The sequence below is a fragment of the Pseudolysinimonas sp. genome, from assembly GCF_051954455.1.
Taxonomy (GTDB): Bacteria; Actinomycetota; Actinomycetes; order Actinomycetales; family Microbacteriaceae; genus Pseudolysinimonas.
On the sequence record NZ_JBQCHS010000020.1, the window covers coordinates 71,878 to 97,664 of the forward strand.

General features: G+C 70.9%; 28 protein-coding genes. 12 read left to right on the forward strand and 16 right to left on the reverse strand.

Features of this window, described 5'->3' with window-relative positions; all coding sequences use genetic code 11:
* Positions 1–7: 7 nt before the first annotated feature.
* Positions 8–1,525, forward strand: coding sequence for an exonuclease domain-containing protein (locus ACTHM3_RS09520; RefSeq protein WP_440405853.1), 1,518 nt, complete (start codon positions 8–10; stop codon positions 1,523–1,525).
* A gap of 75 nt (positions 1,526–1,600) precedes the next feature.
* On the opposite strand, the gene ACTHM3_RS09525 is transcribed toward ACTHM3_RS09520, so the two are convergent.
* From ACTHM3_RS09525 to glgA, 3 genes are read right to left on the reverse strand one after another with little or no spacing between them, the layout of a single operon-like run.
* Positions 1,601–1,849 carry a type B 50S ribosomal protein L31 gene (locus ACTHM3_RS09525; RefSeq protein WP_440405854.1) on the reverse strand — a complete coding sequence of 83 codons (249 nt, stop codon included), beginning with the start codon at positions 1,847–1,849 and terminating at the stop codon, positions 1,601–1,603.
* A 60-nt stretch (positions 1,850–1,909) separates the two neighbouring features.
* Positions 1,910–2,698: an ABC transporter ATP-binding protein gene (locus tag ACTHM3_RS09530; protein ID WP_440405855.1), complete on the reverse strand. Its 789-nt coding sequence runs from the start codon at positions 2,696–2,698 to the stop codon at positions 1,910–1,912.
* A gap of 12 nt (positions 2,699–2,710) precedes the next feature.
* A complete protein-coding gene (glgA, locus tag ACTHM3_RS09535) occupies positions 2,711–3,916 on the reverse strand; it encodes a glycogen synthase (protein WP_440405856.1) in 1,206 nt (401 codons plus the stop codon).
* A 78-nt stretch (positions 3,917–3,994) separates the two neighbouring features.
* Between glgA and ACTHM3_RS09540 the strand changes: the two genes are divergently transcribed.
* The 4 genes from ACTHM3_RS09540 to ACTHM3_RS09555 are packed head-to-tail and all read left to right on the forward strand — an operon-like array spanning position 3,995 to position 7,494.
* Entirely contained in the window at positions 3,995–5,233 is a 1,239-nt protein-coding gene (locus ACTHM3_RS09540; RefSeq protein WP_440405857.1) for a glucose-1-phosphate adenylyltransferase, read from the forward strand.
* A gap of 23 nt (positions 5,234–5,256) precedes the next feature.
* Positions 5,257–5,892 carry a phosphoserine phosphatase SerB gene (gene serB / locus ACTHM3_RS09545; RefSeq protein ID WP_440405858.1) on the forward strand — a complete coding sequence of 212 codons (636 nt, stop codon included), beginning with the start codon at positions 5,257–5,259 and terminating at the stop codon, positions 5,890–5,892.
* Positions 5,889–6,371, forward strand: a complete 483-nt coding sequence (locus tag ACTHM3_RS09550; protein ID WP_440405859.1) for a GNAT family N-acetyltransferase — start codon at positions 5,889–5,891, stop codon at positions 6,369–6,371. Before serB ends, ACTHM3_RS09550 begins: the two co-directional genes overlap by 4 nt.
* A gap of 28 nt (positions 6,372–6,399) precedes the next feature.
* Positions 6,400–7,494, forward strand: a complete 1,095-nt coding sequence (locus tag ACTHM3_RS09555; protein WP_440405860.1) for a DUF4232 domain-containing protein — start codon at positions 6,400–6,402, stop codon at positions 7,492–7,494.
* On the opposite strand, the gene fabG is transcribed toward ACTHM3_RS09555, so the two are convergent.
* Positions 7,491–8,204, reverse strand: coding sequence for a 3-oxoacyl-ACP reductase FabG (fabG, locus tag ACTHM3_RS09560; protein WP_440405861.1), 714 nt, complete (start codon positions 8,202–8,204; stop codon positions 7,491–7,493). The two genes, ACTHM3_RS09555 and fabG, sit on opposite strands and share 4 nt — an antisense overlap.
* Positions 8,205–8,261: 57 nt before the next feature.
* On the opposite strand from fabG, the gene ACTHM3_RS09565 reads away from it, so the two are divergent.
* From ACTHM3_RS09565 to ACTHM3_RS09575, 3 genes are read left to right on the forward strand one after another with little or no spacing between them, the layout of a single operon-like run.
* The gene (locus tag ACTHM3_RS09565; protein ID WP_440405862.1) at positions 8,262–8,543 is read left to right on the forward strand and encodes a DUF3099 domain-containing protein; all 282 of its coding nucleotides are present in this window, start codon (positions 8,262–8,264) and stop codon (positions 8,541–8,543) included.
* Positions 8,543–8,770 (forward strand): hypothetical protein, encoded by a 228-nt coding sequence (locus tag ACTHM3_RS09570; protein WP_440405929.1) that lies wholly within the window; start codon positions 8,543–8,545, stop codon positions 8,768–8,770. The genes ACTHM3_RS09565 and ACTHM3_RS09570 overlap by 1 nt, the downstream gene beginning before the upstream one ends.
* Complete coding sequence (locus ACTHM3_RS09575) at positions 8,767–9,624, forward strand: SURF1 family cytochrome oxidase biogenesis protein (RefSeq protein WP_440405863.1); 858 nt, start codon at positions 8,767–8,769, stop codon at positions 9,622–9,624. The genes ACTHM3_RS09570 and ACTHM3_RS09575 overlap by 4 nt, the downstream gene beginning before the upstream one ends.
* Before the next feature lie 80 nt (positions 9,625–9,704).
* Here ACTHM3_RS09575 and ACTHM3_RS09580 read toward each other — a convergent pair whose 3' ends face one another.
* Positions 9,705–11,303, reverse strand: a complete 1,599-nt coding sequence (locus ACTHM3_RS09580; protein WP_440405864.1) for an ABC-F family ATP-binding cassette domain-containing protein — start codon at positions 11,301–11,303, stop codon at positions 9,705–9,707.
* Positions 11,304–11,371: 68 nt separating this feature from the next.
* On the opposite strand from ACTHM3_RS09580, the gene ACTHM3_RS09585 reads away from it, so the two are divergent.
* The 3 genes from ACTHM3_RS09585 to ACTHM3_RS09595 all read left to right on the forward strand — a co-directional run bounded on the left by ACTHM3_RS09585 (position 11,372) and on the right by ACTHM3_RS09595 (position 13,928).
* A complete protein-coding gene (locus ACTHM3_RS09585) occupies positions 11,372–11,977 on the forward strand; it encodes a biotin transporter BioY (RefSeq protein WP_440405865.1) in 606 nt (201 codons plus the stop codon).
* Between the two features lie 84 nt (positions 11,978–12,061).
* On the forward strand, positions 12,062–13,039 hold the full coding sequence (locus ACTHM3_RS09590) for a glycoside hydrolase family 6 protein (protein ID WP_440405866.1): 978 nt from the start codon (positions 12,062–12,064) through the stop codon (positions 13,037–13,039).
* A 1-nt stretch (position 13,040) separates the two neighbouring features.
* On the forward strand, positions 13,041–13,928 hold the full coding sequence (locus tag ACTHM3_RS09595) for a response regulator transcription factor (protein WP_440405867.1): 888 nt from the start codon (positions 13,041–13,043) through the stop codon (positions 13,926–13,928).
* Positions 13,929–14,106: 178 nt separating this feature from the next.
* Here ACTHM3_RS09595 and ACTHM3_RS09600 read toward each other — a convergent pair whose 3' ends face one another.
* Positions 14,107–14,475 carry a hypothetical protein gene (locus tag ACTHM3_RS09600; protein WP_440405868.1) on the reverse strand — a complete coding sequence of 123 codons (369 nt, stop codon included), beginning with the start codon at positions 14,473–14,475 and terminating at the stop codon, positions 14,107–14,109.
* Between the two features lie 8 nt (positions 14,476–14,483).
* Positions 14,484–15,920 (reverse strand): glycosyltransferase family 2 protein, encoded by a 1,437-nt coding sequence (locus ACTHM3_RS09605; RefSeq protein ID WP_440405869.1) that lies wholly within the window; start codon positions 15,918–15,920, stop codon positions 14,484–14,486.
* Positions 15,921–16,067: 147 nt separating this feature from the next.
* Here ACTHM3_RS09605 and ACTHM3_RS09610 point away from each other — a divergent pair, with 147 nt between their 5' ends.
* Positions 16,068–16,676, forward strand: coding sequence for a hypothetical protein (locus tag ACTHM3_RS09610; RefSeq protein ID WP_440405870.1), 609 nt, complete (start codon positions 16,068–16,070; stop codon positions 16,674–16,676).
* 31 nt (positions 16,677–16,707) lie between these two features.
* On the opposite strand, the gene ACTHM3_RS09615 is transcribed toward ACTHM3_RS09610, so the two are convergent.
* From ACTHM3_RS09615 to ACTHM3_RS09655, 9 genes are all read right to left on the reverse strand, one after another.
* Positions 16,708–17,859 carry a diguanylate cyclase domain-containing protein gene (locus tag ACTHM3_RS09615; protein WP_440405871.1) on the reverse strand — a complete coding sequence of 384 codons (1,152 nt, stop codon included), beginning with the start codon at positions 17,857–17,859 and terminating at the stop codon, positions 16,708–16,710.
* Entirely contained in the window at positions 17,856–19,553 is a 1,698-nt protein-coding gene (locus tag ACTHM3_RS09620; protein ID WP_440405872.1) for an ATP-binding protein, read from the reverse strand. The genes ACTHM3_RS09615 and ACTHM3_RS09620 overlap by 4 nt, the downstream gene beginning before the upstream one ends.
* A gap of 161 nt (positions 19,554–19,714) precedes the next feature.
* Complete coding sequence (locus tag ACTHM3_RS09625; RefSeq protein WP_440405873.1) at positions 19,715–20,044, reverse strand: metal-sulfur cluster assembly factor; 330 nt, start codon at positions 20,042–20,044, stop codon at positions 19,715–19,717.
* Positions 20,044–20,823, reverse strand: coding sequence for a Fe-S cluster assembly ATPase SufC (gene sufC / locus ACTHM3_RS09630; protein ID WP_440405874.1), 780 nt, complete (start codon positions 20,821–20,823; stop codon positions 20,044–20,046). The genes ACTHM3_RS09625 and sufC overlap by 1 nt, the downstream gene beginning before the upstream one ends.
* Positions 20,820–21,155 (reverse strand): non-heme iron oxygenase ferredoxin subunit, encoded by a 336-nt coding sequence (locus ACTHM3_RS09635; protein WP_440405875.1) that lies wholly within the window; start codon positions 21,153–21,155, stop codon positions 20,820–20,822. The genes sufC and ACTHM3_RS09635 overlap by 4 nt, the downstream gene beginning before the upstream one ends.
* On the reverse strand, positions 21,152–22,303 hold the full coding sequence (sufD, locus tag ACTHM3_RS09640; protein WP_440405876.1) for a Fe-S cluster assembly protein SufD: 1,152 nt from the start codon (positions 22,301–22,303) through the stop codon (positions 21,152–21,154). Before sufD ends, ACTHM3_RS09635 begins: the two co-directional genes overlap by 4 nt.
* 1 nt (position 22,304) lies before the next feature.
* Complete coding sequence (gene sufB / locus ACTHM3_RS09645) at positions 22,305–23,723, reverse strand: Fe-S cluster assembly protein SufB (protein WP_440405877.1); 1,419 nt, start codon at positions 23,721–23,723, stop codon at positions 22,305–22,307.
* A 107-nt stretch (positions 23,724–23,830) separates the two neighbouring features.
* On the reverse strand, positions 23,831–24,784 hold the full coding sequence (locus tag ACTHM3_RS09650) for a COX15/CtaA family protein (RefSeq protein ID WP_440405878.1): 954 nt from the start codon (positions 24,782–24,784) through the stop codon (positions 23,831–23,833).
* 16 nt (positions 24,785–24,800) lie between these two features.
* On the reverse strand, positions 24,801–25,757 hold the full coding sequence (locus ACTHM3_RS09655; protein ID WP_440405879.1) for a heme o synthase: 957 nt from the start codon (positions 25,755–25,757) through the stop codon (positions 24,801–24,803).
* Positions 25,758–25,787 lie beyond the last annotated feature (30 nt).

A 25,787-nucleotide genomic window follows, 5' to 3' on the forward strand; every position in this document is an offset into this window, starting at 1 on the left:
TGACCTGGTGAGTACCTGGGACGGCCCCCTCGGCGTCTTCGACCTCGAGACCACCGGCGTCGACACCGACACGGCGCGGATCGTGTCGGCGTGCATCGCGGTGCTCGACGCCGACGGCGGCCCGACGGCGCGATGGGACTGGCTGCTCGACCCGGGGGTCGAGGTGCCGGAGGCGGCCAGCGCCGTCCACGGCATCACCACGGAGCGGGCGCGGAGCGAGGGACGTCGGGCCGAGGCGGCGATCGGCGAGATCGCCCAGACCATCCGGGTGCTGCTCGCACAGGGCGTTCCGCTCGTGGTCTACAACGCGCCCTACGACCTCACCCTGCTCGACCGGGAGTGCCGGCGGCACGGGCTGCCGCCGATCGCGGAGCCGGCGCCCGTCATCGACCCGCTCGTCATCGACAAGGCGCTCGACCGCTATCGCAAGGGCAAGCGCATCCTCGAGGCGACGGCCGAGGTGTACGGCGTCGAACTCGACGGCGCGCACGACGCGGCTGCCGACGCCATCTGCGCCGGACGGGTCGCGCAGGCGCTCGCGCGGCGCTACCCCGAGGACCTCGACCTGAGCGTCGCCGACCTGCACGGCCGCCAGGAGATCTGGTACGTCGAGCAGGCGGCGAACTTCGAGGAGTACGTCCGCACCAAGCCGGGTCGGGAGCGCTACGTCGCCGACCGATCGTGGCCGGTCCGCCCGGTGGGCGATCCCAACACGTTCGTCGACACGCAGCCGATCCCTCCGCTGCCGCCGCAGCCCGGCCGGGTGCCGATTCTGGATTTCTCCGAAATCCAGAATCGGGCACTCCCGCAAGCCGAGGCTGTTCCGCAAGCCGAGGACCTACGGCGATCGGGCGCGTCTCCCCGGCAGGCGCCGTCGGTGCCGCTCGCGGATCTGGTGGGGGCGCTGTCGATCGAGGACGAGATCGACGTCGACTTCGGAGGCCGTGTCGAGCCGGATGTCGAGGGTGAGGAGACACCCGAGCCGAGCGTCGACGAAGCGGATTCCATCGAGGAGAAGGCGGAGCCGGACGTCGAACCCGAGCCCGTCCCGGCGGCGGAGCCCGATCCTGCGCCGGCGACGCCGTCCGATGCGCCCCGAGTGACGACGGTGCTGCGGCTCGCCGCGGCGATCGTCACCGATCCGGCCGGCCGCGCACTCCTCGTCCGCAAGCGCGGGACCGAGAGGTTCATGCAGCCGGGCGGCAAGGTCGAGCCGGGCGAATCCGCCGTCGAGACGCTGACGCGCGAGCTGCGCGAGGAGCTCGGCCTCGAGCTCGACCCCGACAAGGTCGAATACCTCGGCATCTTCCGCGCCGAGGCCGCGAACGAGCCCGACACCCTGGTGTCGGCGGCGGTGTTCGCGCTCGTGACCGACCAGGAGGTCGCCGCACAGGCGGAGATCGACGAGATCCTCTGGATCGACTCCGCCGAGGTGGACGTCCCCCTCGCCCCGCTCAGCAGCGAGCAGCTGCTCCCGCTGTGGCAGGAGCGCCGCGAGTCGGCATCCGGCGGCGGTCTCTTCTAGCCGCCCGCTGCGTCTCCGCATGCGAAAGCGGGCGGCTCCCGGAGGAACCGCCCGCTTTCACGTCTGCTGTGGTGCTTACTTGCCGAAGCCCTTGTAGCGCGAGTTGAACTTCTCCACGCGGCCGGCGCTGTCGAGGATGCGCTGCTTGCCCGTGTAGAACGGGTGCGACGCCGACGAGATCTCGACGTCGATGACCGGATAGGTCGTGCCGTCGAGCTCGATGGTCTTGTCGCTCGTCGCGGTCGAGCGCGTGAGGAAGGTCTCACCGCTCGCCAGGTCACGGAAGACGATCGGGTTGTACTCGGGGTGGGTCTCGGACTTCATGGCGGTACCTCGGAATGGATGACGGAAAGCTCGCGGCCGAACGGCCAAGGAACGAGTCTACTACGAACGCGCGCGAGCCGAGAAGCGGCCGTCCTCGCTCGTCGCGACGACGAGGTCGAGGCCGAACGTCTCGCTCAACCGCTGCTCTGTGACGACCTCGGCGATCGGGCCGGCGGCCTGCACGCGCCCGTGCGCGAGCAGCAGCGCGTGCGTGAAGCCGGGCGGGATCTCCTCGACGTGGTGGGTCACCATGATCATGGCCGGGCTCTCGGGCGAGCTCGCGTACGCGCCGAGCAGCTGCAGCAGCTCCTCGCGCGCCCCGAGGTCGAGGGAGGCGGCCGGCTCGTCCAGCAGCAGCAGCTCGGGGTCGGTCATGACCGATCGGGCGATCTGCACGCGCTTCTGCTCGCCGTCGCTCAGCGTGCCGAAGCGCCGGTTCGCGAGGTGCTCGAGGCGCCACTCGCCCAGCACGCGGCGGGCGCGGCGCTCGTCGACGTCCTCGTACTGCTCGTTCCAGCGCCCCGTGACCGAGTAGGCGGCCGTCATGACGACGTCGAGCACGACCTCCTCGGGCGGGATCCGCCGCGCCAGCGCGGTCGAGGCGAAGCCGATGCGCGGCCGCAGCTCGAAGACGTCGACCGACCCGAGCTCCTCGCCGAGGATGGTCGCGGTGCCGGAGCTCGGGTGCATGTTCGCCGAGACGACCTGCAGCATCGTGGTCTTGCCGGCCCCGTTCGGGCCGAGTACGACCCAACGGTCCTCCGGCTGCACCTCCCACGTGACGCCGTCGAGGATGGGCGTGCCGTCGCGGACGACGGACAGGTCCTGGAGGTGGAGCACCGGGGGCATGATCCAGCCAGCCTAGGCGCTCGGCGCCCCCGCGGACCCGAGGACGGCGTTGTAGATCGCGCGCGTCTTGTGCGCGATCGTCGACCAGCTGAACTCGGTCTCGGCGCGGCGGCGGCCGGCCTCCCCCATGAGCCGCGCGGCCGTCGGATCGGCGAGCACCTGGTTGAGGCGGTCCGCGAGGTCGGCCACGAACCGGTCGGGGGCGGTGGGCGTCCCGGTGCCGTCCGAGGCCTGCTCGATCGGCACCAGCCGGCCGGTGATCCCCTCGGCGACGACCTCGGGGATGCCGCCGGTCGCGGTCCCGACCACCGGGGCGCCGCACGCCATGGCCTCGAGGTTGACGATGCCGAGGGGCTCGTAGATCGACGGGCAGACGAAGACCGTGGCGGCCGACAGCAGGGCCGCGAGCTCGCGCTGCTGCAGCATACGGTCGATCCAGACGACACCGGACCGGGTGGCCTGGAGCGCCTCGACGCCCGCCGTGACCTCGGCGAGGATCTCGGGCGTGTCGGGGGCGCCGGCGCAGAGCACGAGCTGCACGTCCGGCGGCAGCGATGCGGCGGCGCGCAGCAGGTATGGCAGGCCCTTCTGTCGCGTGATCCGTCCCACGAAGACGACGCTCGGACGGTCGGGGTCGACGCCGAGCGCGCGCACCGTGTCGGGCTCCTCGAGGCGGCGCCAGCGCACCGGGTCGATGCCGTTGTGCACGACGCGCACGCGGGCCGGGTCGATCGACGGGTAGCTGCGGAGGATGTCGGCGCGCATCCCGGCACTCACCGCGATCACGGCGTCGGCGGCCTCGAACGCGGTCTTCTCGATCCAGCTCGAGACCCGATAGCCGCCGCCGAGCTGCTCGGCCTTCCACGGCCGCAGCGGCTCCAGGCTGTGCGCCGTGACGATGTGCGGGATCCCGTGCAGGAGCTTGGCGACGTGGCCCGCCCCGTTGGCGTACCAGGTGTGCGAGTGCACGAGGTCGGCCCCTTCGACGTCCTGGGCCATCGGCAGGTCGACGCCGAGCGTCGCGAGGGCCGGATTCGCGCCGCTCAGCTGCGGCGGCACGAGGTAGGCGTAGGTGTGGGGCTCGTCGCGCGGCGCGCCGAAACAGCGGACCACGGCGTCCACGTCGGTCCGCAGGGCCTGGACGAGCTCGGCCACGTGGACGCCGGCGCCCCCGTAGACCTCGGGCGGGTACTCACGGGTGAGGATGTCGACGCGCACGTGCCGACGCTAGTACAGCCCCGGCGCGCCCCCTGTCCAGACCCGGCTGATCCCAAGGGGGCGCAATAGGGTGTGGACGTGGCATCGAAGAAGATCTTCGGGATCGTCCTGGCGGGCGGCGAGGGCAAGCGTCTCATGCCGCTGACGGCGGACCGGGCGAAGCCCGCGGTCCCGTTCGGCGGGGCGTACCGGCTCATCGACTTCGCGCTGTCGAACCTCGTCAACTCGGGGCTGCAGCAGATCGTGGTGCTCACGCAGTACAAGTCGCACTCGCTCGACCGGCACGTGTCGACGACCTGGCGCCTGCCCGCCATGCTCGGATCGTACGTCGCCTCGGTGCCGGCGCAGCAGCGGCTCGGCAAGCGCTGGTTCTCGGGATCGGCGGACGCGATCCTGCAGAGCCTCAACCTGCTGCGCGACGAGAAGCCCGACATCGTCGTCGTGGTCGGCGCCGACCACGTCTACCGCATGGACTTCAGCCAGATGATCCAGGCGCACATCGACTCCGGAAAGGGCGTCACGGTGTCGGCGATCCGCCAGCCGCTCGCGCTCGCCGACCAGTTCGGGGTCATCGAGGTCTCCGAGGGCAACCCGCGGCACATCGAGGCCTTCCACGAGAAGCCGCAGAACCCGGTGCCGCTCCCCGACTCCCCCGGCGAGGTCCTCGCCTCGATGGGCAACTACGTGTTCGACGCGGACGTGCTCATCGACGCCGTGCAGCGCGACGGGCTGAAGGCCGACTCCAACCACGACATGGGCGGCGACATCATCCCCGACTTCGTGGCGCGGGGCGAGGCGGCGGTCTACGACCTCAACCGCAACGAGGTGCCGGGATCCACGGATCGCGACCGCTTCTACTGGCGCGACGTGGGCACCATCGACTCCTTCTTCGACGCCCACCAGGACCTGATCTCGGCGCTGCCGGTCTTCAACCTCTACAACACGGCCTGGCCGATCTACTCGGCGCAGCTCAACTCGCCGCCGGCGAAGTTCGTGCGCGACGCGAAGGGCGCGCTCGGCCAGGTCATCGACTCGATCGTCTCGCTCGGCTGCGTCGTGTCGGGCGCGCACCTCGAGCGCAGCGTCCTCGGGACCTGGGTGTCGGTGGCCTCCGGCGCGAGCGTGACCGACGCCGTGGTCTTCGAGCGCTCGACGATCGGCGAGGGGGCCGTGGTCCGCCGCGCTATCTTGGACAAGGACGTCACCGTCGCCCCCGGCGCGACCGTCGGCGTGGACCGCGCCGCGGACCTCGCCCGCGGCTTCACGGTGACCGACAGCGGCATCACGGTCGTCGGCAAGGGCGTCCTGGTCGAATAGCCCGAGAGGAACGCACCCCGCCCATGGCGCGCTTCCTCGTGGTCCTCGACGTCGACTCGACGCTCATCGAGGACGAGGTCATCGAGCTCCTCGCCGAGGAGGCGGGATCGCTCGACGCCGTCGCCGACGTGACCTTCCGGGCGATGAACGGCGAGCTCGACTTCGCCGAGTCGCTGCGCGAGCGCGTCGCGACCCTCGCCGGCCTCGACGTCGCCGCGATCGAGCGCGTGCGCGGCCGGGTGCGGGTCACCCGCGGGGTGCCCGAGATGATCGCGGGGGTGCACGCGGCCGGCGGGCGCGTCGCCGTGGTGTCCGGCGGATTCCACGAGGTCATCGACCCCCTCGCGGAGCGGCTCGGGCTCGACCGCTGGCGGGCGAACCGCCTCGCGGTCGCGGGCGGGCGCCTCACGGGCGAGGTGATCCCGCCGATCGTCGATGCGGAGGCGAAGGCCGCCGCATTGCAGGAGTGGGCGGACGAGGCGGGGCTCCCCCTCGCGCAGACGCTCGCCGTCGGCGACGGCGCCAACGATCTGCCGATGATGGCGCTCTGCGGTCTCTCGGTCGGCTTCGATGCGAAGGCGCCGGTGCGCGACGTCGCGCACGTGCTGCTCGACGAGCGCGACCTCTCGCGGCTGCTCGGGATCATGGGGCTGCGATGAGCGTCGTCTACCGCCGAGCCGAGCCCGCCGACGCGGCGGAGGTCGTCGAGCTCCGGGCGATCATGATCGACGAGGTCACCGGCCGCACCTCCTCGCCGGACGAGGTCTGGTGGCGGGATGCGGTCGCGTGGTTCGCGACGGAACTCGCGGGCGACGACACCGTCGCCTTCGTCGCCGACGACGGCGACCGCCTCCTCGCCGTGGCCGTCGGCCTGCGCCAGCGGCACGCTCCGAGCCCCGGCTCCCCCATCGGCTGGGTCGGGCACCTGTCGAGCGTCGCGACCCGTCCGGAGGCCCGCCGTGCCGGGCACGCCCGCGCCGTCGTCACGCGGGTCCTCGACTGGTTCGACGCCCAGGGCGTCCGTCAGGTGGACCTCACCTCGACCGCCGCCGCGGAGCCCCTCTACCGCCAACTCGGGTTCGCCGATCACCCGGAGCCCTACCTCCGGCGTCTCGCCGCGGGCGACACCGCGCGCTGAGCGCTGTGAGCCGAGGTAGTCTCGGGTCATGAGGCCGTCGATCGCGCGGACGATCGGCGCCGGCCTCCTCGCCGCCGTCCTCTGGGCAGCGACCGCGCTCCTCGCGCAGGTGCCGATCGGCCCGCGACCGCTCGGGTGGATCGCTCAGGTGCTCGTCCCCGGCCCTCTCGTCGAGCTCGCCGCTCTGCCGATCGCGGCACAGGCCGCGGTCGTCGTGATCGGCGCGCTCGTTCTCGGCGTGCTCGTGACGGGAGCCGCTCTGCTCGCGCGCGGACCGATCCGGGTGCCCGTCGTGTGGCTCGCCGTGCCGCTCGCCGCGTTCGTCGTGGGCCTCGCGATGGGCCTGGGGCAGGTGCTCGGAGTGAGTCCGCGGCTCGGCGTCTCCTTCCCCGTCGCGGACGTCGCACGCTCGCTCGGCGTGCAGGCATGGGGACTGCTCGTCGGGTGGGCGCCCGCGTTCGTCGCCGGATGGAGTGCGGACGGCCCGAGCCGTCGGATCCCGGGCACGGTTCTCGGCGTCGCGGCGCCCCTGCTCGTGTCCGCGCTCGTCGCGTCGATGGCCGTCGCCGCTCCGCTGCGCTACGCCGCGCTCGACCACCGGGCGGCCGCGTCGCCCGCAGCGCCGAGCGCGCCCGCGACCGCGTCGCCCTCGACCGCGTCGGCCACGCCGGGCGACGACCTCGCGACGACGGACTGCCCGGCGGATCGGCTCGTGCTCGCCGGCACCGGGGGCGGGGCCGCGACGGGACACCGCGAATACGACCTCGAGATCCGCAACGACTCCGGCCGGGTGTGCAGGCTCACGGGCTACCCGGGCGTCGTCTTCCGGGGTGCGGCGCACCGGGTGACGGCAGCGACGGTGACGCCGGGGCGCTCGTTCATGGCCGAGGATCCGGGGGCCGTCCCGGTGACCCTCGCGCCGGGCGGGATGGCGGTCACGAGCCTCGGCTGGGACGCCGGCGCCGAGCCGGCCGACCCGACCGCGTCGACGACCGTGGAGCTCGTGGTCGCGACTGGAGCGCGCCCGATCGACGCGGCATCCGATCCGCTCGACGTCGTCGACGGCACCACGGTCTTCGTCACCGCCTGGCACGCGGGGGCGCTGGACGGCGACGGAGGCTAGTTGCCCATCCCGAGCCCGCCGTCGACCGGCAGGATCGCGCCCGAGATGTAGCCCGCGTCGTCGGAGGCGAGCCAGGCCACCGCCTTCGCGACCTCCGACGCGGCGCCGTAGCGGCCGGCCGGGATCTGCTTCTTCATCGCCTCCTGCTGCTCGGGGGCGAGCTCCGCGGTCATGTCCGTCTCGATGAAGCCGGGGGCGACGATGTTCGCGGTGATGTTGCGGGAGCCGAGCTCGCGGGTGAGCGAGCGCACGAAGCCGATCATCCCGGTCTTCGAGGCCGCGTAGTTGATCTGCCCCGCGTTGCCGAGCATGCCGCCGACGCTCGAGATGAGGATCACGCGGCCGAACTTCGCGCGCAGCATCGCCTTCGAGGCCCGCTTGACCACGCGGAACGCGCCGCCGAGGTTCGTGTCGACGACCGTGTCGAAGTCCTCGTCGCTCATCCGCAGCAGGAGGCCGTCGCGGGTCACGCCCGCGTTGGCGACGACGATCTCCACCGGGCCGAGCTTCTCCTCGATCTCGGCGAAGGCGGCGTCCAGCGAGGCGCCGTCGGTGACGTCCGCGCGCACGGTGAGGGTGCCCTCCGGGCCCTCGCCGGACCGCGCCGTCACCGCGACGCGGTGCCCCTGGGCGACGAGCTCCGTCGCGATCGCGCGGCCGATGCCGCGGTTGCCGCCGGTCACGAGCGCGGTGCGAGGAGTCGTGGTCACGGTCGACCAGCCTAGCCAGGCTCCGCCGGGGATCGGAGCGTAGGCTGGCAGCACCCCATGGCCAGGACCGTCGCGATCACGAACCTGCCGCCGTCGCCCGACCACGAGCGCCACGTGCGGATGGTCAAGTACGCGATCGCCCAGGTGATCCGGCTCGTCTGCATCATCCTGCTCGTCCCCGTGCCGGGCTGGTGGAAGATCCTCCCCGCCATCGGCGCGATCTTCCTCCCCTACTTCGCGGTGGTCGTGGCCAACAACGTCCGGGCCCGGCCTGTCGGCCCGGTGGAGCGCCCGGGAGCGCTCGTGCGCCAGGGCGGGGACCGTCAGGACGCCGCGTGATCGGCGGCGAGGCCGCCGTCCAGTGCTCCGCGGCGGGATGCCGGGAGCGGGCCGCCTGGCGCGTGAACTGGCGCAACCCCCGGCTGCACACCCCCGACCGCGTCAAGGTGTGGCTCGCGTGCGACGCCCATCGCGACCACCTCGAGGGCTATCTCGGCTCGCGCGGCTTCCCCGTCGTCGTGACACCGGCCGACGTGGTCGCCGACGTCGTGCCCGACCCGGCATGAGCGCCGCAGCGACGGGCGACCGCAGCGCCGAGGCGGAGGTGCCGCAGGGCATCCGGCGCTGGGGCGGGTACATCGCCCTGGTCATCGTCTTCGCGATCGCGTGCGGCTTCCTCTCCTGGTGGCAGTGGTCGCGCAACGCCGAGCGCATCGCCGAGAACCACCTCATCGCCATCAACTGGGACCGCCCGGCCGCGCCGCTCGGAGAGCTGCTCCCGGCTCGCGACTCCTGGCGGCACGACCTCGAGTGGCGCGAGGTCGTCATGACCGGCACCTACCTCGTCGACGAGCAGCTGCTGGTGCGCAACCGGGTGCGCAACTCGAACCCGGGATTCGAGGTCCTCGTGCCGCTCCGGCTCGCCGACGGCCGCATCTTCGTCGTCGATCGGGGCTGGCTCCCGATCCCGCCGGATGCGAACCTCCCGACCGCCCCCGCTCCTCCGCGCGGCGAGGTCACCGTGGTCGCCCGGCTGCAGCAGGGCGAGCCCGACCTCCCCGGCCGCACGTCGCCCCGCGGGCAGATCGCCTCCATCGACCTCGGAACGATCGACCGGCAGGTGGGCGGCGATGCCTACACGGGCGCCTACGGCACGATGACCTCCGAGGATCCGGCCACCGCGACCCGGCCGATCATCGAGCCGAAGCCGGTCGCCGATCCCGGGCCGTTCCTCTCCTACGCGATCCAGTGGATCGTGTTCGGGATCCTCGCGTTCGTGGGTCTGTTCTGGGCGTACCGGCGCGAGAAGCGGCTGAGCGGGATGACGCGGGAGCAGCGCGAGACGCTCGAGCGGGGCGCCCGGCGCTCGAGCGACGCCGACTACGAGGACGCGGTCCTCGACGCGGAGCGGGTCGAGTAGGCCGCGGAGCGGCCGTATCGAGACCGCGGACGTCTCGGGGAGGTCTCGATACGCCGCTGCGCGGCTACTCGACCTGCGGTCTAGCTGACGGAGATCAGATCCAGGTAGTCCGGGTTCCAGTGGTCCTCGGTGCCCTCGGGCATGATGAGCACCCGCTCCGGGTTCAGCGCCTCGACCGCGCCCTCGTCGTGCGACACGAGCACGACCGCGCCGGTGTATCCGGCCAATGCGCCGAGGATCTCCTCGCGGGACGCGGGATCGAGGTTGTTGGTCGGCTCGTCGAGCAGCAGGACGTTCGCGCCCGACACGACGATCATCGCCAGCGCGAGCCGGGTCTTCTCGCCGCCGGAGAGCACGCCGGCCGGCTTGTGGCCGTCGTCGCCCGTGAACAGGAACGACCCGAGGACCTTGCGGGCCTCCGTCTCGGTGAGGTTCGGCGAGGAGCTCATCATGTTCTGGATCACCGAGCGGTTCACATCGATCGTCTCGTGCTCCTGCGCGTAGTAGCCGATGCGCAGCCCGTGCCCCGCCTCGATCACGCCGGTGTCGGGCCGGTCGACGCCCGCGAGGATCCGCAGCAGCGTCGTCTTGCCGGCTCCGTTGAGCCCGAGCACGACGACCTTCGACCCGCGGTCGATGGCGAGGTCCACCGCCGTGAAGATCTCGAGCGAGCCGTACGACTTCGAGAGGTTGTCGGCGGCGAGCGGCGTGCGGCCGCAGGCGACCGGCTCCGGGAAGCGGAGCTTCGCGACCCGGTCGACGGCGCGCACCTCCTCGAGCCCCGCGAGCAGCTTCTCCGCCCGCGCCACCATCTGGTGGGCGGCCGCCGCCTTCGTGGCCTTGGCTCCGAACCGCGCCGCCTGGAGCTGCAGGGCGGTCGCCTTCTTCTCGGCGTTGGCGCGCTCCTTCTTGCGGCGCTCCTCGTCGGCCTCGCGCTGACGAAGGTAGTGCTTCCACCCCATGTTGTAGACGTCCATGACCTGGCGGTTGGCGTCGAGGTAGAAGACCTTGTTGACGACCTCCTCGACGAGGTCGACGTCGTGGCTGATCACGATCACGCCGCCCTGATAGCCCTTGAGGAACTCGCGCAGCCAGATGATCGAGTCGGCGTCGAGGTGGTTGGTCGGCTCGTCGAGGATCATGGTGTCGGCGTCCGAGAACAGGATGCGCGCGAGTTCGATGCGACGACGCTGGCCACCGGAGAGGGTCTTGAGCGGCTGATCGAGGATGCGGTCCGGCAGCGCGAGGTTCGACGCGATGACCGCCGCCTCCGCCTCGGCCGCGTAGCCGCCGAGCGCCGCGAACCGGTCCTGCAGGTCGCCGTAGCGCCGCATGGCGCGGGCGCTCGCCGTCTCGTCGGCGGAGGCCATCTCGAGCGTGGCGCGCTCCATCTCGAGCATGATCGTGCCGAGCCCGCGGGCGTCGAGGATGCGGGTGCGGGCCAGCATCTCCGGGTCGCCGGAGCGCGGGTCCTGCGGCAGGTAGCCGATCTCGCCCGAGCGGTCGATGCGGCCGCCGGTCGGCTGCGCCTCCCCCGCGAGTGACTTCGTGAGCGTGGTCTTGCCGGCGCCGTTGCGGCCGACGAGCCCCACCTTGTCGCCCTTGTCGACGCGGAAGTTCACGCCCTCCATGAGCAGGCGTGCGCCGACCCGGATCTCGAGGTCGTGCACGGCGAGCACAGAGGGACTCCGATTCTTTGGTGGGGAGGGTGACGGGCCGACGGTGCCCAGCCCGCTAGCCTACCGACATGACCATCGCCGTGCCCGCTCGTCGCCTCGTCCTCGCCGACCGTGTGCTTCCGCGCAGCCTCGCCGGCAGCGCGATCCTGGTGATCGCCGGGACCGCATTGGTCTCGGTGCTCGCCCAGGTCGCGATCCCGCTGTGGCCGGTCCCGATCACGGGGCAGACCTTCGCTGTGCTGCTGGTCGGAGCGGTGCTCGGCCCGGTGCGCGGTGCCATCTCCATGGCGCTGTACCTGGTGCTCGGAGCGCTCGGCCTCCCGATCTTCACCGGCGGTGCGCACGGCGACCTCGTCGCGCTTCCCTCCGGGGGCTACATCGTCGGCTTCATCGTCGCCGCCGCGCTCGTCGGATTCCTGGCCCGTCGCCGCTGGGACCGTCGCTGGTACGGCACCGTCGTCGCCTTCCTCGCCGGCTCGGCCGTCATGTACGCGTTCGGCCTGCCGTGGCTCTTCGCCTCGATGGTGTCGCTGCACCAGCCGGACGCCCTCGGATTCACGATCCAGCACGGGCTCCTCGTCTTCCTGATCGGCGACGCGATCAAGGCGGCGGTCGCCGGCGTGCTGCTGCCGCTCGCCTGGAAGGCCGCGGGTCGTCTCGACACCCGGAGCTGAGTCCTCGTCCGACCCGAACGGGGGCGCGACTCCCCGGGCACCCGTCCCTAGACTTCTCGAGCGACCGTCGAGAGGGGCGATGAGGTGAGCGGGACGTCCACCACGGGACGACGCGTGGGCGTCGGCATCGTGATCGCCGTGCTCTCCCTCGTCCTCGCCGGGCTCGCGGGCGTCGCGGTCTACTCCGCGGTCGCGCCGCGGCCCGCCACGGCGAATCCGCTCGACGGTGCGACGCTGTGGTCCAACCCCGACTCGAGCGCCGCGAAGGCCGCCGCCGACGATCCCCAGTTCCGACCGATCGCCGACGAGCCCGCCGCCACCTGGCTGACGCCCGAGCAGCACGACGCGAGCGAGATCGGCGGCTACGTCCGCGGCCTCGTCGACGAGGCGCGCCGTTCCGGGGCGTGGCCCGTGCTCGTGGTCTACGGCGTGCCGCAGCGCGACTGCCAGGCGCAGGATTCGTCCGGCGGCTCGGCCGACGACGCCGACTACCGCGCCTGGGTCGGAGCGATCGCCAGGTCGCTCACCGCCCAGACCATCGTGATCCTGGAGCCCGACGCGCTCGCGCTGAGCACCCAATGCGACAACCGCCAGCAGCGGGTCGCCGAGCTGCGTTCGGCGGTGGGGCTCCTCGCGCGTTCCGGCGCGACGATCTACCTCGACGCCGGCCACTCCGGGTGGGTCGCCCCCGGCGACATGGCCCAGCTGCTGCGGGATGCGGGCGTCGGCCAGGTGCGGGGTTTTGCGAGCAACGTCTCCAACTTCGAGACGACCGACGACGAGCGCACCTACGACGACGCCGTCAGCTCCGATCTCGGCGGCGCGCACTACGTCATCGACACGTCGCGCAACGGCAACGGCCCGACCAGCGATCAGGCGTGGTGCAACCCGCCGGGCCGCGGGCTGGGCGACCGCCCGCGCGTCGTCGAGGACGGCACCCGTCTGGATGCGACGCTGTGGATCAAGAACCCCGGCGAGAGCGACGGCAGCTGCAACGGCGGCCCGCCCGCAGGACAGTGGTGGCCCGAGGGCGCGAAGGCGCTCATCGCAGGAGGGAAGTGACATGGCCGAGCGCGAGACCCGACGTGTCGCCGTGGTGATCGAGGACGACGACGACATCCGCAATCTGCTGGAGACCGTCCTGACGCAGGGCGGCTTCGAGGTCGTGGCCCGATCGAACGGGCTCGACGGCATCGAGGCGGTGCGCACGTTCGAGCCCACGGTCACGACGCTCGATGTCAACATGCCGGGCATCGACGGCTTCGAGACCGCCAAGCGCATCCGCGCGTTCAGCTCGACCTACATCGTGATGCTGACGGCGCTCGACGAGGAGATCGACACCCTCCAGGGGCTCGACGCCGGCGCCGACGACTACATCACCAAGCCGTTCCGACCGCGGGAGCTGCGCGCACGAATCGAGGCGATGCTGCGGCGTCCGCGCTCGTTCGGGGCGCCCGTCGACGCGGCCCCGGTGGCGGCCTCCCCCGCGCTCGGCACGGTGGCGCAGGCGCCCAGCGAGCCGGTCCAGCCGGGTACACCGCTCGCCACGGAGGCCGAGCCGCTCGCCGCAGCGACCTCGACGAACGAGCCGGCGCCGACCTCGATCGGCAACCCCGCCGAGGGCTGGCACGAGCACAACGGCCTTCTGCTCAACCTGCCGATGCGCGTCGTCCGGGCGGACGATCAGGAGATCGCCCTGACCCGCTCCGAGTTCGATCTCCTCGCGGCCCTCATGCAGTCGGGGCGTCGCGTCCGCACCAAGGCCGACCTCGCGCTGCTGCTCCGCGGGGAGAGCTACGTCACCAGCCACTTCGTGAGCGAGGCCGACAAGCGCGGCATCGAGGTCCACATGGGCAACCTCCGCAAGAAGATCGGCGAGAGCTCGAGCACCCCGCGCTGGATCGAGACGGTCCGCGGCGTCGGCTACCGGCTCACCGCCGCCGACGACTGACACTGCCGGCGCCGGCACGCAGAGGGCCCGGACGATCCTCGGGGGATGGATCGTCCGGGCCTTTCCGTATCGGTTCGGGGTGGGGGTCGCCCCGCCTGAGCACCGCCGACGACCTCGGGGGCGGTCGTCTCCGCCGTCTAGATTCGACGGGCCGCGTCGCGGCGACGGTTCGGGTTGCTCAGACGGCGGCGGCCTCCAACCGATGCGCCAGGTCGAGCAGCTCGAGACAGCTGGCGGTGCCCAGCTCCACGAACCGTCGGATGGCGGGTGCATCCACCTGGCGGGTCTCGGCGACCTGCCGCTGCAGGTCGCTCGCGGCCGAGAACAGCGACCTCGCGCCCAGCATGCCGCTCGCGGTGCGGATGCTGAGGAGCACGGTCGTGACGTCCTCGGGGTCTTCTCGTTCGACGGCGTCGAGCAGGCGGGCGACCCGCCCCTCCCACGCCGCGACGAAGTCGGTCAGGAAACGCACGCCGGCGGGGACGTCGTCGGCCAGCTCCCGGAGGAGCCGGGAGACGGTGGTCTCGTCGATGTGCACGTAGGTCATGGCCCCGATCACACCCGGTAGCCGCGCTGGCGGCGGAAGAGCTGGACGACCATGGACAGGGTCTGGATGCCGGTGATCACTCCGAGGATCGGCCAGCCGACCCACAGGATCGACGACTGGATCACGACGGGCAGCAGGAACCAGCCGAGCACGAGCACCGCCATGACCAGCACCGCGATGATCGCGGGTGCCACGAAGGCGCTCCCGGACCCGCGCTCCGCCTTGGCCTGCGCGGCCCAGTTGTCGACCTGCTTGCGGCTGAGGAACTTGCTCCACGCGCGCACGAAGTGGCCGAGGCGGATCCACATGTAGATCTCCGCGGGAGCCAGGAGCACCGCGAACAGGATGTCCTTCGCGTCGCGCTTCTCCATCGACAGTGCGATGCGGAGGTTCAGCAGCACGGCGACGGCCGGCGGGATCAGCCAGATCGGCGAGAAGACGAAGGCGTGGATCGACAGCGAGGCGACGAGCAGGAGGATGAAGAGCAGGCGCGTCACGCCGTTGATGAGCATCGACAGGTTCTCGAGCCAGCGCAGGCGCAGGTTCGGGTGCAGCGGCTGGCCCTTGGTGTCCCCGCGCTGACCGGGCCACATGAGCTCGATCGCGCCGAAGTTCCACTTGACCTGCTGGGCGTCGAGGCCGCGCAGGGTGGTCATCCCGCCGACGCTCGCGCGGGCGCGGGCGCTGATCTTGGTGAGGTAGCCGGCGCTCTTGATCTGCAGCGAGAGCAGCGAGTCCTCGACCTCGGAGTCCTTCACCCACGGCGTCGACTGGTGGTTGTCGACCATCGCCTGGTGGAGGGCCTTCATCGAGAAGATGGAGAACTGACCGCCGAGCACCGCCATATTGCGGCCGCGCAGCATGTTCTGCATGTTGAACGCCGCGAACTGCGCGCGCTGCCCGGCGATGAGGAAGCCCGCCATGCCGCGCATCTGGCTGTCGTCGATGGTGTAGATCGCCGAGATGCCGCCGATGCGGGTGTCGCTGACGATCTCCTCCTCGAGCCGCTCGACCGCGTCGACCTCGGCGACGGTGTCCCCGTCGACGCCGAGCAGGAAGTCGCAGCCCTCCACGAGCTCGAAGCCGTAGTTGAGCGCGCCGACCTTCTTGTCGGGGTTCTTGCCGATGTCGTGGATGAAGACCTCGGTGAACTGCTCCACGCCGGCGTTCACCAGGCGGTGCGGTCCGGCGTAGGCGCTGGCGATCGCGACCGTGTCATCGGTGGTGTTGTTGACGACCACGTGGATGACGTCGGGGACGCGGGTCTGACCGAGCAGCGACTCCAGCACCTGGGCGATCGACTCGGCCTCGTTGTAGGCGGGGATGATGCAGCCGATGGTGGCGCGCTGGGTTCCGAGCGCGGCGACGGAGGCGATGAAGTCGTTGTCGATGACGGGCTCGACGCGCGTCACGTACTCCTTCTCACCCCTGATGGTGTCGGTCATGTCCTGTCCCCCGTGTCGCGGCTTTCGAGTCCTTCCCGGGCCGCTAGTGTCAGTGTCCAGCAGCGACCTCAGGGACGCGTCCCGCGTCCCGACAAGATCGCCTCAAGATCTGCTCAAGCCGCTGCCGGGCCGACGAGGAGTGACCTGATGGCGCGCACCACCCGCACGATCGCGCTCCTGGCAGCGGGTCTCGCCGTGGCCCTGGGCCTCGCCGCGTGCGGCACCCCGCCCTGGCAGCAGCAGGGCGGATCGTCGAGCGGCGACGGCACGCCCAGTCCCTCGCGCAGCCGCATCATCGTGGTGAAGAACGACCTCGCGACCGGCTCGGTCAAGCGCACCCTGCAGGCGGGCGACATCAAGCTCGACGTGAACTACTACTCGAGCCTCGACATCGGCCAGTGGTATCCGGGCGCCGACAAGCCTCTCAGCCTGAGCGCGTCGGCGAGTCTCGGTTCCGACCAGGGCCAGTCGGTCTATCTCAGCAAGGTGACGGTCTCGACGACGGTCCAGGGGCCGAAGGGCCCCCTGTCGTCGCCCGCGTCGCAGACCGACGCCGCGTCGGTGCAGCCCGGCTACTTCGTCAAGGCGCCGTACGCCTACGGCCCGACCTTCATCATCCCGCCGGTCGACAAGAGCGCGACGTCCATCACGGTGTCGTTCGTGTACGAGCTGCTGCTCCAGACCACGCCGACCTCGGCGAGCTACGCCAAGGAGAGCGCCTCCGACACGCTGACGATCGCGCTCGCGAAGCCGTAGCCCGCTCCGGGGAGCCCCCACCTCCGGCGCCCTACGCCGCGTACTCGATCGTGCCCGGCTTGCCCGAGTCGATGGCGAGGTCGAGAACCGCCTCGGCGGTCTCGACCAGGTCGTCGTAGCGGGATCCGGCCGCGCGGGTCGAGGTGATGCCGGTGAAGGTGGCGGCGCGGAAACGGTCGGCGTCGTCGATGGGAGACGTGAGAGCGTCGCTGTTGATGCGGTCGGCCACGATGCGTGCGTCGTCCTCGTCCTCCATCGGGAACAGGATCGCGAAGCGCCGCCTACTCAGGCGGCCCACGAGAGCCGCCGCGGGGGCGTCGCCGACCGCCAGGCGCCCCATCAGGCGGATCGCGTTGTCGCCCATGAGGCGGCCGAACGCGAGATTGATCTCGTCGATGTTGGCGAGCTCCACGAGCACGAGGGCGAGCGTCACGCGGTCCCGCACCGACCGTCGCAGCCATGTCTCGGCCACGGCACGGAAGGCCCCCGGCGACATGAGCCCCTCGGCCTCGGAGTCGGACGGGATGACGAGTCCGGGTCGCTTGAAGCGCTCCTGCTGGATCAGCGAGATGGTGACGGTGCCGATCACGACCAACCCCATGTCGATGATCGTCGCCGGGATCGTGCCGAACCCGGTCGCGAACACCGGGTCCCGGTGGCCCAGGATCAGGATCAGCACCGCGCGTGCCGCGTAGTAGAGCGCCATGACGAGGCTGGCGATGCCCAGGATCCGGGCGTTGAGGCTGCGGGCCAGCCAGCCGCGCGACGTCTCGACGAAGCCGAGCCCGGCGAACACGGCGGTCGCGGTGAACATCTCGACGGATCCGGCCCACGGACCCCCCGCGGGCCCGCGGAGCAGGACTGCGGCGCCCACGATCACCGCCACGGCGAGCGGAATCGGGTACAGCGGTCGGCGCTCGTTGGCGGCGCGGCTGCCGGACCAGAGCACTCCGATCGCGAACACGAGGGCGGAGTTGCCGATCGCGATCGCCCACCAGGCCGAGGGCTCCATGCCCTGGACGGTGTAGGCGATGGTCTCCAGGATCGCCGCGACGAAGGCGACGCTCCAGATGCGACCGACGAGGTCGTTCCGGCGCAGCGTCGTGTTGAGGATGAAGGTCACCCCGCAGATGATCACGATGATGCCGCTGACGGCGGCGACCGTGGTGATGTCGAGGTTCATGCGGCCTTCCCGTGTCGCTGTGCCGACTCGGGCGTCTCGCCCGAGCTCGCGGTGTCTCCGACCTGCTCGGTGGGCAGGGTGACCGTGAACGTGCTGCCGAGGCCGAGCTCGCTCTCCACCGAGAGGTCGCCGCCGTGGCGCTGGATGATCTCCCGCGTGATCGCGAGACCGAGCCCGGTGCCGGTGGTCTCCGAGTTGCGGGCGGACTTGGTGCGGTAGAAGCGGTCGAAGATCCGCGCGACGTCGGCCTCGGGGATGCCCTGGCCGCTGTCGAGCACCTCGACCGTGATCGCGCGGCCCACCTCGCGGACCGTCACGGCGACGCGGCCCCACTCGCGGTTGTACTTGATGGCGTTGGTGACGAGGTTGTCGATCACCTGGCGCACGCGGACCGGATCGACCGTCGCGAACGCCGACTCCGGGGTGTCGCAGGTCAGCTCGAGCTCCTCGTCCTCCGCCAGGAGGCGGTGAGCCGCGACGGACTCCCGCGCGATCTGCGCCACGTCGCTGCGCACGAACGACATCGGCAGGTTCTTGTCGGCGTCACTCGCCGCGCGGAGGAGGTCGTTGACGATCACCAGCAGGCGCTCGGCGTTGTGGTACGCCACCTCGACCTGGTCGAGCGTCGCCAGGTCGAGGTCGGCGTCGCGCACGAGGTCGAGGTAGCCGAGGATCGAGGTCAGGGGCGACCGCAGCTCATGCGTGACGGAGCCGACCAGGTCGTCGCGGGCACGGACGGCGTCCAGCTCGCGGGTGACGTCCTTCACCACGACGACTCCGCCGTCGTATTCCCCGTGGACGTCGCGGAGGATCCGGGAGCTCACGGTGTAGGCGGCGCGTCGGCCGCCGGGCTCCCCCACCCAGATCACGAGGTTGTCGAACTCCTGACCGGCGAGTGCGCGCGAGAAGGGGCGGGTGCCCGGCGGGTAGGGAGTCGTTCGATCGGCTTGGTAGACGACCTCGTGCACGAAGGCGGTCTTCGGCTCGCCGGCCTCATCGAGCCAGCGTCGCTGGGCACGGTTGACGAACGAGACCTGCTTGTTGCGATCGAATGAGACGACACCGAAGTCGACGGTGTTGAGGACCTCGTCGAGCAGTCGCTGCTGCATGCGGGCGCGCTCCAGCGCCGTCTCGATCAGCTGGGAGTGCTGGCGCAGCAGAACCGCCTGCGCGCGGCCGCGCCGCGCGGACAGGTAGACGGTCGTCGCGGCGAATGCGAGCATGATCGGCAGCAGTACGACCGACGCGAAGTCGTTGACGACGAGGGGTCCCGGGGTGATCGCGCGCGAGACCCAGATCAGGGCCACCGCGAGGCTCGTGCCGCCGATCACGGCCCGGAGTGAGAACGAGCGGGCCAACCAGATGACCGGGAAGATCATCATGAGTCCGGACCCGAGGGCCGGCTCGGCGGCGCGGACCGCGCCGATCGCGAGGATGTTCGACATCGGCAGGATGACGCGCCAATGCCGCGAGATCGCGTCCCAGGGAACCGTCGCCGCCACCCCGGTCAGCACGAAGACGAGGCCGAGCGCGGCGAACAGGGTGGGGAGGGTCAGCGCCCGCGGGGCGAACACCATGATCGCGACCGCGACCAGCAGCACCGCCGCCGAGATGAGCATCTGGCTCGAGAGCATGGCCGTGCCGGCGCCGCGCGAACGCGCGCGCGCCGATCCAGCCCGGTCCCCCCGCACCATGCCGTCAGGCTACCCGGGGAGCCGCGACGACCCCACCACCCAGATCTGGGGTGGTCCCGCTCGCGGCGGAAGCTCTGCCGTCAGATGCTGAAGCCGATGCCTACTGACGCAGGAGCGATCGGTCGGCCGCCATCGGCGCCCGACATCTGCCGGCTCTGCCGTCAGATGCTGAAGCCGATCGCTCTCATCATGTCGCGGCCGTCGTCCGTGATCCGCTCCGGGCCCCACGGCGGCATCCAGACCCAGTTGATCCGGAACCGCTCGACGATTCCGTCGAGCGCCTGGCCGGTCTGCTCCTCGATCACGTCGGTCAGGGGGCAGCCCGCGGAGGTCAGCGTCATCGAGATGATGAGCGCGTCGTTCTCGTCGTCCCAGGCGAGGTCGTAGATCAGCCCGAGATCGACGACGTTGACGCCGAGCTCAGGGTCGATGACGTCCTTCAGCCCCTCTTCGACCCTGTCGAAGAGCTTCGGCTCGAGGGCGGTGGGCACTACGCCTGCTCCCCCGCGAGCACGGCTCCGTCGGTCAGGTACCGGTCGTAGCCCTCGTTCTCGAGCCGCTCGGCGAGCTCCGGGCCGCCCTCCTCGGCGACCTTGCCGTCCACGAAGACGTGCACGAAGTCCGGCGTGATATAGCGCAGGATCCGCGTGTAGTGGGTGATCAGCAGGATGCCGAGATCGGTCGCCGCGTGCGCCCGGTTGACGCCCTCCGACACGATCTTGAGCGCGTCGACGTCGAGCCCGGAGTCGGTCTCGTCGAGCACGGCGAACTTCGGCTTCAGGAGCTCGAGCTGCAGGATCTCGTGGCGCTTCTTCTCGCCGCCCGAGAAGCCCTCGTTGACGTTGCGGGCCGCGAACGACGAGTCCATGCGCAGGTTCTTCATCGCCTCGGAGACGGTGCCGGCCCAGCCGCGGATCGCCGGCGCTTCGCCGTCGATCGCCGTCTTGGCGGTGCGCAGGAAGTTCGAGACGGTCACGCCCGGGATCTCGACCGGGTACTGCATCGCGAGGAAGAGTCCCGCACGCGCCCGCTCGTCGACGCTCATGGCGAGCACGTCCTGCCCGTCGAGCGTGATCGAACCGCCCTCGACGTGGTATCGGGGGTGACCGGCGATCGTGTAGGCCAGAGTCGACTTGCCGGAGCCGTTCGGACCCATGACGGCGTGGATCTCGCCCTCCCGGATCGTCAGATCGACGCCCTTGAGGATGTGCTTGGTGCCCTGGTCGGTCTCGATCGAGACCTTGAGGTCGCGGATCTCGAGGGTGCTCATGCGTTCGTCACGTCCTTGGTGTTGCTCGGGTCGATGTACACGTCGTCGCCGTCGATCTCGACGACGTAGACGGGGACCGGCTCGTAGGCCGGCAGGCTGAGCGGCGTGCCGCTCAGCAGGGAGAACTTCGAGCCGTGGGCCCAGCATTCCAATGTGTCGTCCTCCACGAAGCCCTCGCTCAGCGAGATGTCGCCGTGGGTGCAGGTGTCGCCGATGGCATGGATCTCGCCGGCGGAGTCCTTGACGAGCGCGATCGGCGCTCCGCCGACCACGACCCGCTTGGCGGTGTCGGGCTCGAGCTCGGAGACCGCGGCCACCCGCTCGCGCGTCACGCGGCGACCCTCTTCGCGTTCTCGAGCTCGGCGACGAGCGCCTCGAGGAGGCGCGCCTCCAGCTCGGGCTCGCCGATCCGCTGCACGATCTCGCTGAGGAAGCCGAGCACGACGAGGCGGCGGGCTTCGTCCTCCGGGATCCCGCGGGCCTGCAGGTAGAAGAGGTGCTCGTCGTCGAAGCGCCCGGTCGCGCTCGCGTGGCCGGCGCCCACGATGTCGCCGGTCTCGATCTCGAGGTTCGGGATCGAGTCGGCGCGCGTGCCCTCGCTCAGCACGAGGTTGCGGTTCTGCTCGTAGGTGTCGGTGCCGGTCGCGTTCGGCCCGATGAGCACGTCGCCCACCCAGACCGTTCGCGCGCCGTCGCCGTTCAGCGCGCCCTTGTAGGTCACCCGGCTGCGCGTGTGCGCCGCATCGTGGTGCACGTAGACGCGCTGTTCGAGGTGCTGATGCGCGTCGGCGAAGTAGACGCCGAGCAGCTCCGCGTCGGAGCCCTCCTCGGCCAGGTGCGCCGACGGGTTGACGCGCACGATCGCCCCGCCGAGCGAGACGACGATGTGCTTGAGGCGCGCATCCTTCGCGAGCCGCGCGAACTGGCTCGACAGGTGGATCGCGTCGTCATCCCACTCCTGCAGGCTCACGACCGTGAGGTCGGCGCCCTGCTCGAGCACGATCTCGACGTTCTCCGACAGCTGGGCGGGACCCCGGCTGTCGAGCACGACGAGGCCGCGGGACTGCGCTGCGGCCGTGATGAGCACGTGGGCGCCGCGCGGCGCCGAGCCGAGCTGGGCGCGCGTGACGGTGAGCGCCTCGACGGCGCCCTCGACGTGCACGTGCAGCGCCTTCTCGAACGAGGTCCAGGCGTTGGCCGCCGCGCGCTCCTCGGGGGCGCCGGCGGAGCCGATGCGCGGGTCGGCGCGGTCGATCCACTCCACCGTCGTGCCGGCGACCTCCGGATACAGCACCGCGTAGGGCGCGCCGTCGAGGTCGCCGTCGATGAGCGGGCGCACACGGTCGACGGGCGTGAGCTTCCATTCCGCCTCGTGGCCCTCGACCTCGGGGAAGTCGTCGTGCACGAAGCTCGTGAAGCGCTCCGAACGGGTCTGGACCGGGGCCAGGAAGCTGGGCTCGGTCTCGGTGTACGTGCTCACGTCAGCCGACGCTGCCTTCCATGCTCATCTCGATGAGCTTGTTGAGCTCGAGGGCGTACTCCATCGGCAGCTCGCGCGCGATCGGCTCGATGAAGCCGCGGACGATCATGGCCATGGCCTCGTCCTCGGGCATCCCGCGCGACTGCAGGTAGAACAGCTGCTCCTCGCTCACCCGCGAGACCGTGGCCTCGTGGCCGAGCTGCACGTCGTCGACGCGGATGTCGATCGCCGGGTAGGTGTCGGAGCGCGAGATGGTGTCGACCAGCAGCGCGTCGCAGCGGACCGTGTTCGCCGCGTGGTGCGCGCCCTCGGCCACGCGCACCTCGCCGCGGTAACCGGCACGACCGCCGCCGCGGGCGATCGACTTCGACACGATCGACGACGTCGTGTGCGGCGCCATGTGGATCATCTTCGCGCCGGCGTCCTGGTGCTGGCCGGGGCCGGCGAACGCGACGGAGAGCGTCTCGCCCTTGGCGTGCTCCCCCACCAGGTAGATCGACGGGTACTTCATCGTGACCTTCGAGCCGATGTTGCCGTCGATCCACTCCATGGTCGCGCCCTCGTGGGCGATCGCGCGCTTGGTGACCAGGTTGTAGACGTTGCTCGACCAGTTCTGGATCGTCGTGTACCGCACGCGGGCGTTCTTCTTCACGATGATCTCGACGACGGCCGAGTGCAGCGAGTCGGACTTGTAGATCGGCGCCGTGCAGCCCTCGATGTAGTGCACGTAGGAGCCCTCGTCGGCGATGATCAGCGTCCGCTCGAACTGGCCCATGTTCTCGGTGTTGATCCGGAAATAGGCTTGCAGGGGGATCTCGACGTGCACGCCCTTCGGCACGTACACGAAGGAGCCGCCCGACCACACCGCGGTGTTCAGCGCCGCGAACTTGTTGTCGCCGGCCGGGATGACGGTGCCGAAGTGCTCCTGGAAGATCTCCGGGTGCTCGCGGAGCGCCGTGTCGGTGTCCATGAAGATGACGCCCTGCTGCTCCAGGTCCTCGCGGATCTGGTGGTACACGACCTCGGACTCGTACTGCGCGGCGACGCCCGCGACGAGGCGCTGGCGCTCCGCCTCCGGGATGCCGAGCTTCTCGTAGGTCGCCTTGATGTCCTCGGGCAGCTCCTCCCACGAGGAGGCCTGCTTCTCCGTGGAGCGGACGAAGTACTTGATGTTGTCGAAGTCGATGCCGGTGAGGTCGGCACCCCAGGTGGGCATGGGCTTCATGCCGAAGATCTTGAGCGCCTTGAGGCGGTTCTTCAGCATCCACTCCGGCTCGTTCTTGAGCTTCGAGATGTCGCTGACGACGTCGTCGCTGAGACCTCGGCGCGCCGAGGCGCCGGCCGCGTCGGAGTCGGACCAGCCGAACTCGTACTGGCCGAGGCCGGCCAGCTCGGGCCGGTCGATGAGCACGTCGGACATGGGGTTCCCTCTCTCCTGCCGCTGCGGACTGTCCTGTCCGGACCGGCTTGTGTGCTCGGGAGCACTCTGGGGCACGCACCCTTGCGTGTTCGGATCAGTGAGTCAGTCTATCGGGCGCTGCTCGCCCGGGGCTGGGTCGCCGCCGCTTGTTCGGCGATCGGGGTTCGGAGCGCGAACAGCCGCGGATCGGCGTCGAGGAGCACCCGGATGGCGCCGACCCACACGAGCGCCGCGCCGAGCAGGTGCAGGGCCACGAGCAGCTCCGGCAGCGCGGTCAGCGACTGGACCACTCCGATGAGGCCCTGGAGGAGCAGGACGACGAGGAGCGTGATCGCCCGACGCCGGGCGGTCGGCACCGCCGCGATCGCCACGACGGTCAGCACGACGACCAGCGCCGCGAGCAGGCCGTGCACCCAGACGACGCTCGTCCATTCGACCGGGATCCGGTGGACCTCGCGGCTGTCGCCCGAATGGGGTCCCGCGCCGGACACGATCGTGCCGACGACCACGAGCGCCGCCGACGCGGTCAGCAGGACCCAGCCGATCCCGCGCGCGCGAGGCGCGACGACGACGTCGCGCGATCCGCGCCACCGCGAGCGGTGCCAGGTGAGCGTGGCGGTCGCCAGCAGCGCCATCGCGAGCACGAAGTGCAGCGCCACCACCCAGGGGTTCAGCTTGACGAGCACCGTGATGCCGCCCGCGACGGCGTTCACGATCACGAGCCAGAACATCGACCAGGAGAGCCGGGTCAGCGCGCGGTCGCGCACCGGCTGCAGGCGCGTCGCGATGATCGCCCAGCCGACCGCGACCACCAGCAGCCCGGTGACCATCCGGTTGGTCTGCTCGATGAGCAGGTGGACCGAGTCGGGAACCACCTGGATCACGTTGGTGCCGTCGCAGGTGGGCCAGGTCGGGCAGCCGAGGCCCGAACCGGTCACCCGGACGATGCCGCCGCCCAGCACGATGAGCACGGCCATGACGAGCGCGGCGGTCGTCGACCAGCGCAGCGCCCGGGTGCCGAGCGTCCAGCGCGACGCCGCCCAGCCGAGAGGAGTCAGCACGAGGCGATCACGACCGTCACGGCAGCGCGATCGGCAGGTGCACGAGCGGGTCGATGCCCACCGCGAGGAAGACGATCGTCAGGTACGTGATGCTGGCGTGGAACACCCGCATCGGCTTGACCTCGCCCTCGCGGATCGCGCTCGCGTAGAGGCGGTGCGCCTCCAGCAGGAACCAGGCGCCCGAGCCGAGCGCCGCGACCGCGTAGATCCACCCCATCCCCGAGATCGGGATGAGCAGGAGCGAGCACGCCACCGTCGCCCACGCGTACAGCACCACCTGGATGCCGACGGTCGTCCGGGTGCGGACCACGGCGAGCATCGGCACGTGGACCGACGCGTAGTCCTCCTTATAACGCATGGACAGCGGCCAGTAGTGCGGCGGGGTCCAGAGGAAGACGATGCCGAAGAGGATGATCGGCGCCCAGTCGAGCGAGCCGGTCACGGCGGCCCAGCCGATGAGCACCGGCATGCAGCCCGCCGCGCCGCCCCAGACGATGTTCTGCGGGGTGCGGCGCTTGAGGATCAGTGTGTAGATCAGGACGTAGAACGCGATGGCGGCGACCGAGAGGATCGCGGCGAGGGGCGTGGTGAGGAACCACAGCCACGCGGTCGAGACGACGCCGGTGATCCAGGCGAACGCGAGGGCCTCGCCGTCGCGCAGCTCCCCCGTGACGAGCGGCCGCTTCTGGGTGCGCTTCATCACCCGGTCGATGTCGCGGTCGATGTAGCAGTTGAAGGCGTTGGCGGAGCCCGCGCTGAGCGCGCCGCCGACGAGGGTCGCGAGCACGAGCCAGAGGTTCGGGATCCCGTGGGCCGCCAGCACCATGACGGGCGCGGTCGTGACCAGGAGCAGCTCCACGACCCGCGGCTTCGTCAGCGCGACGTAGGCGAGGACCTTGCGGCCGAGCGGGATGCGGGGTCGGGTCGCAGCACCGACCGGCTGGGCGGCCGGAGTCGCCACGGCCTCCTGCATGTCGTCCAGTTTAGGCGACGCCCGCGCGTG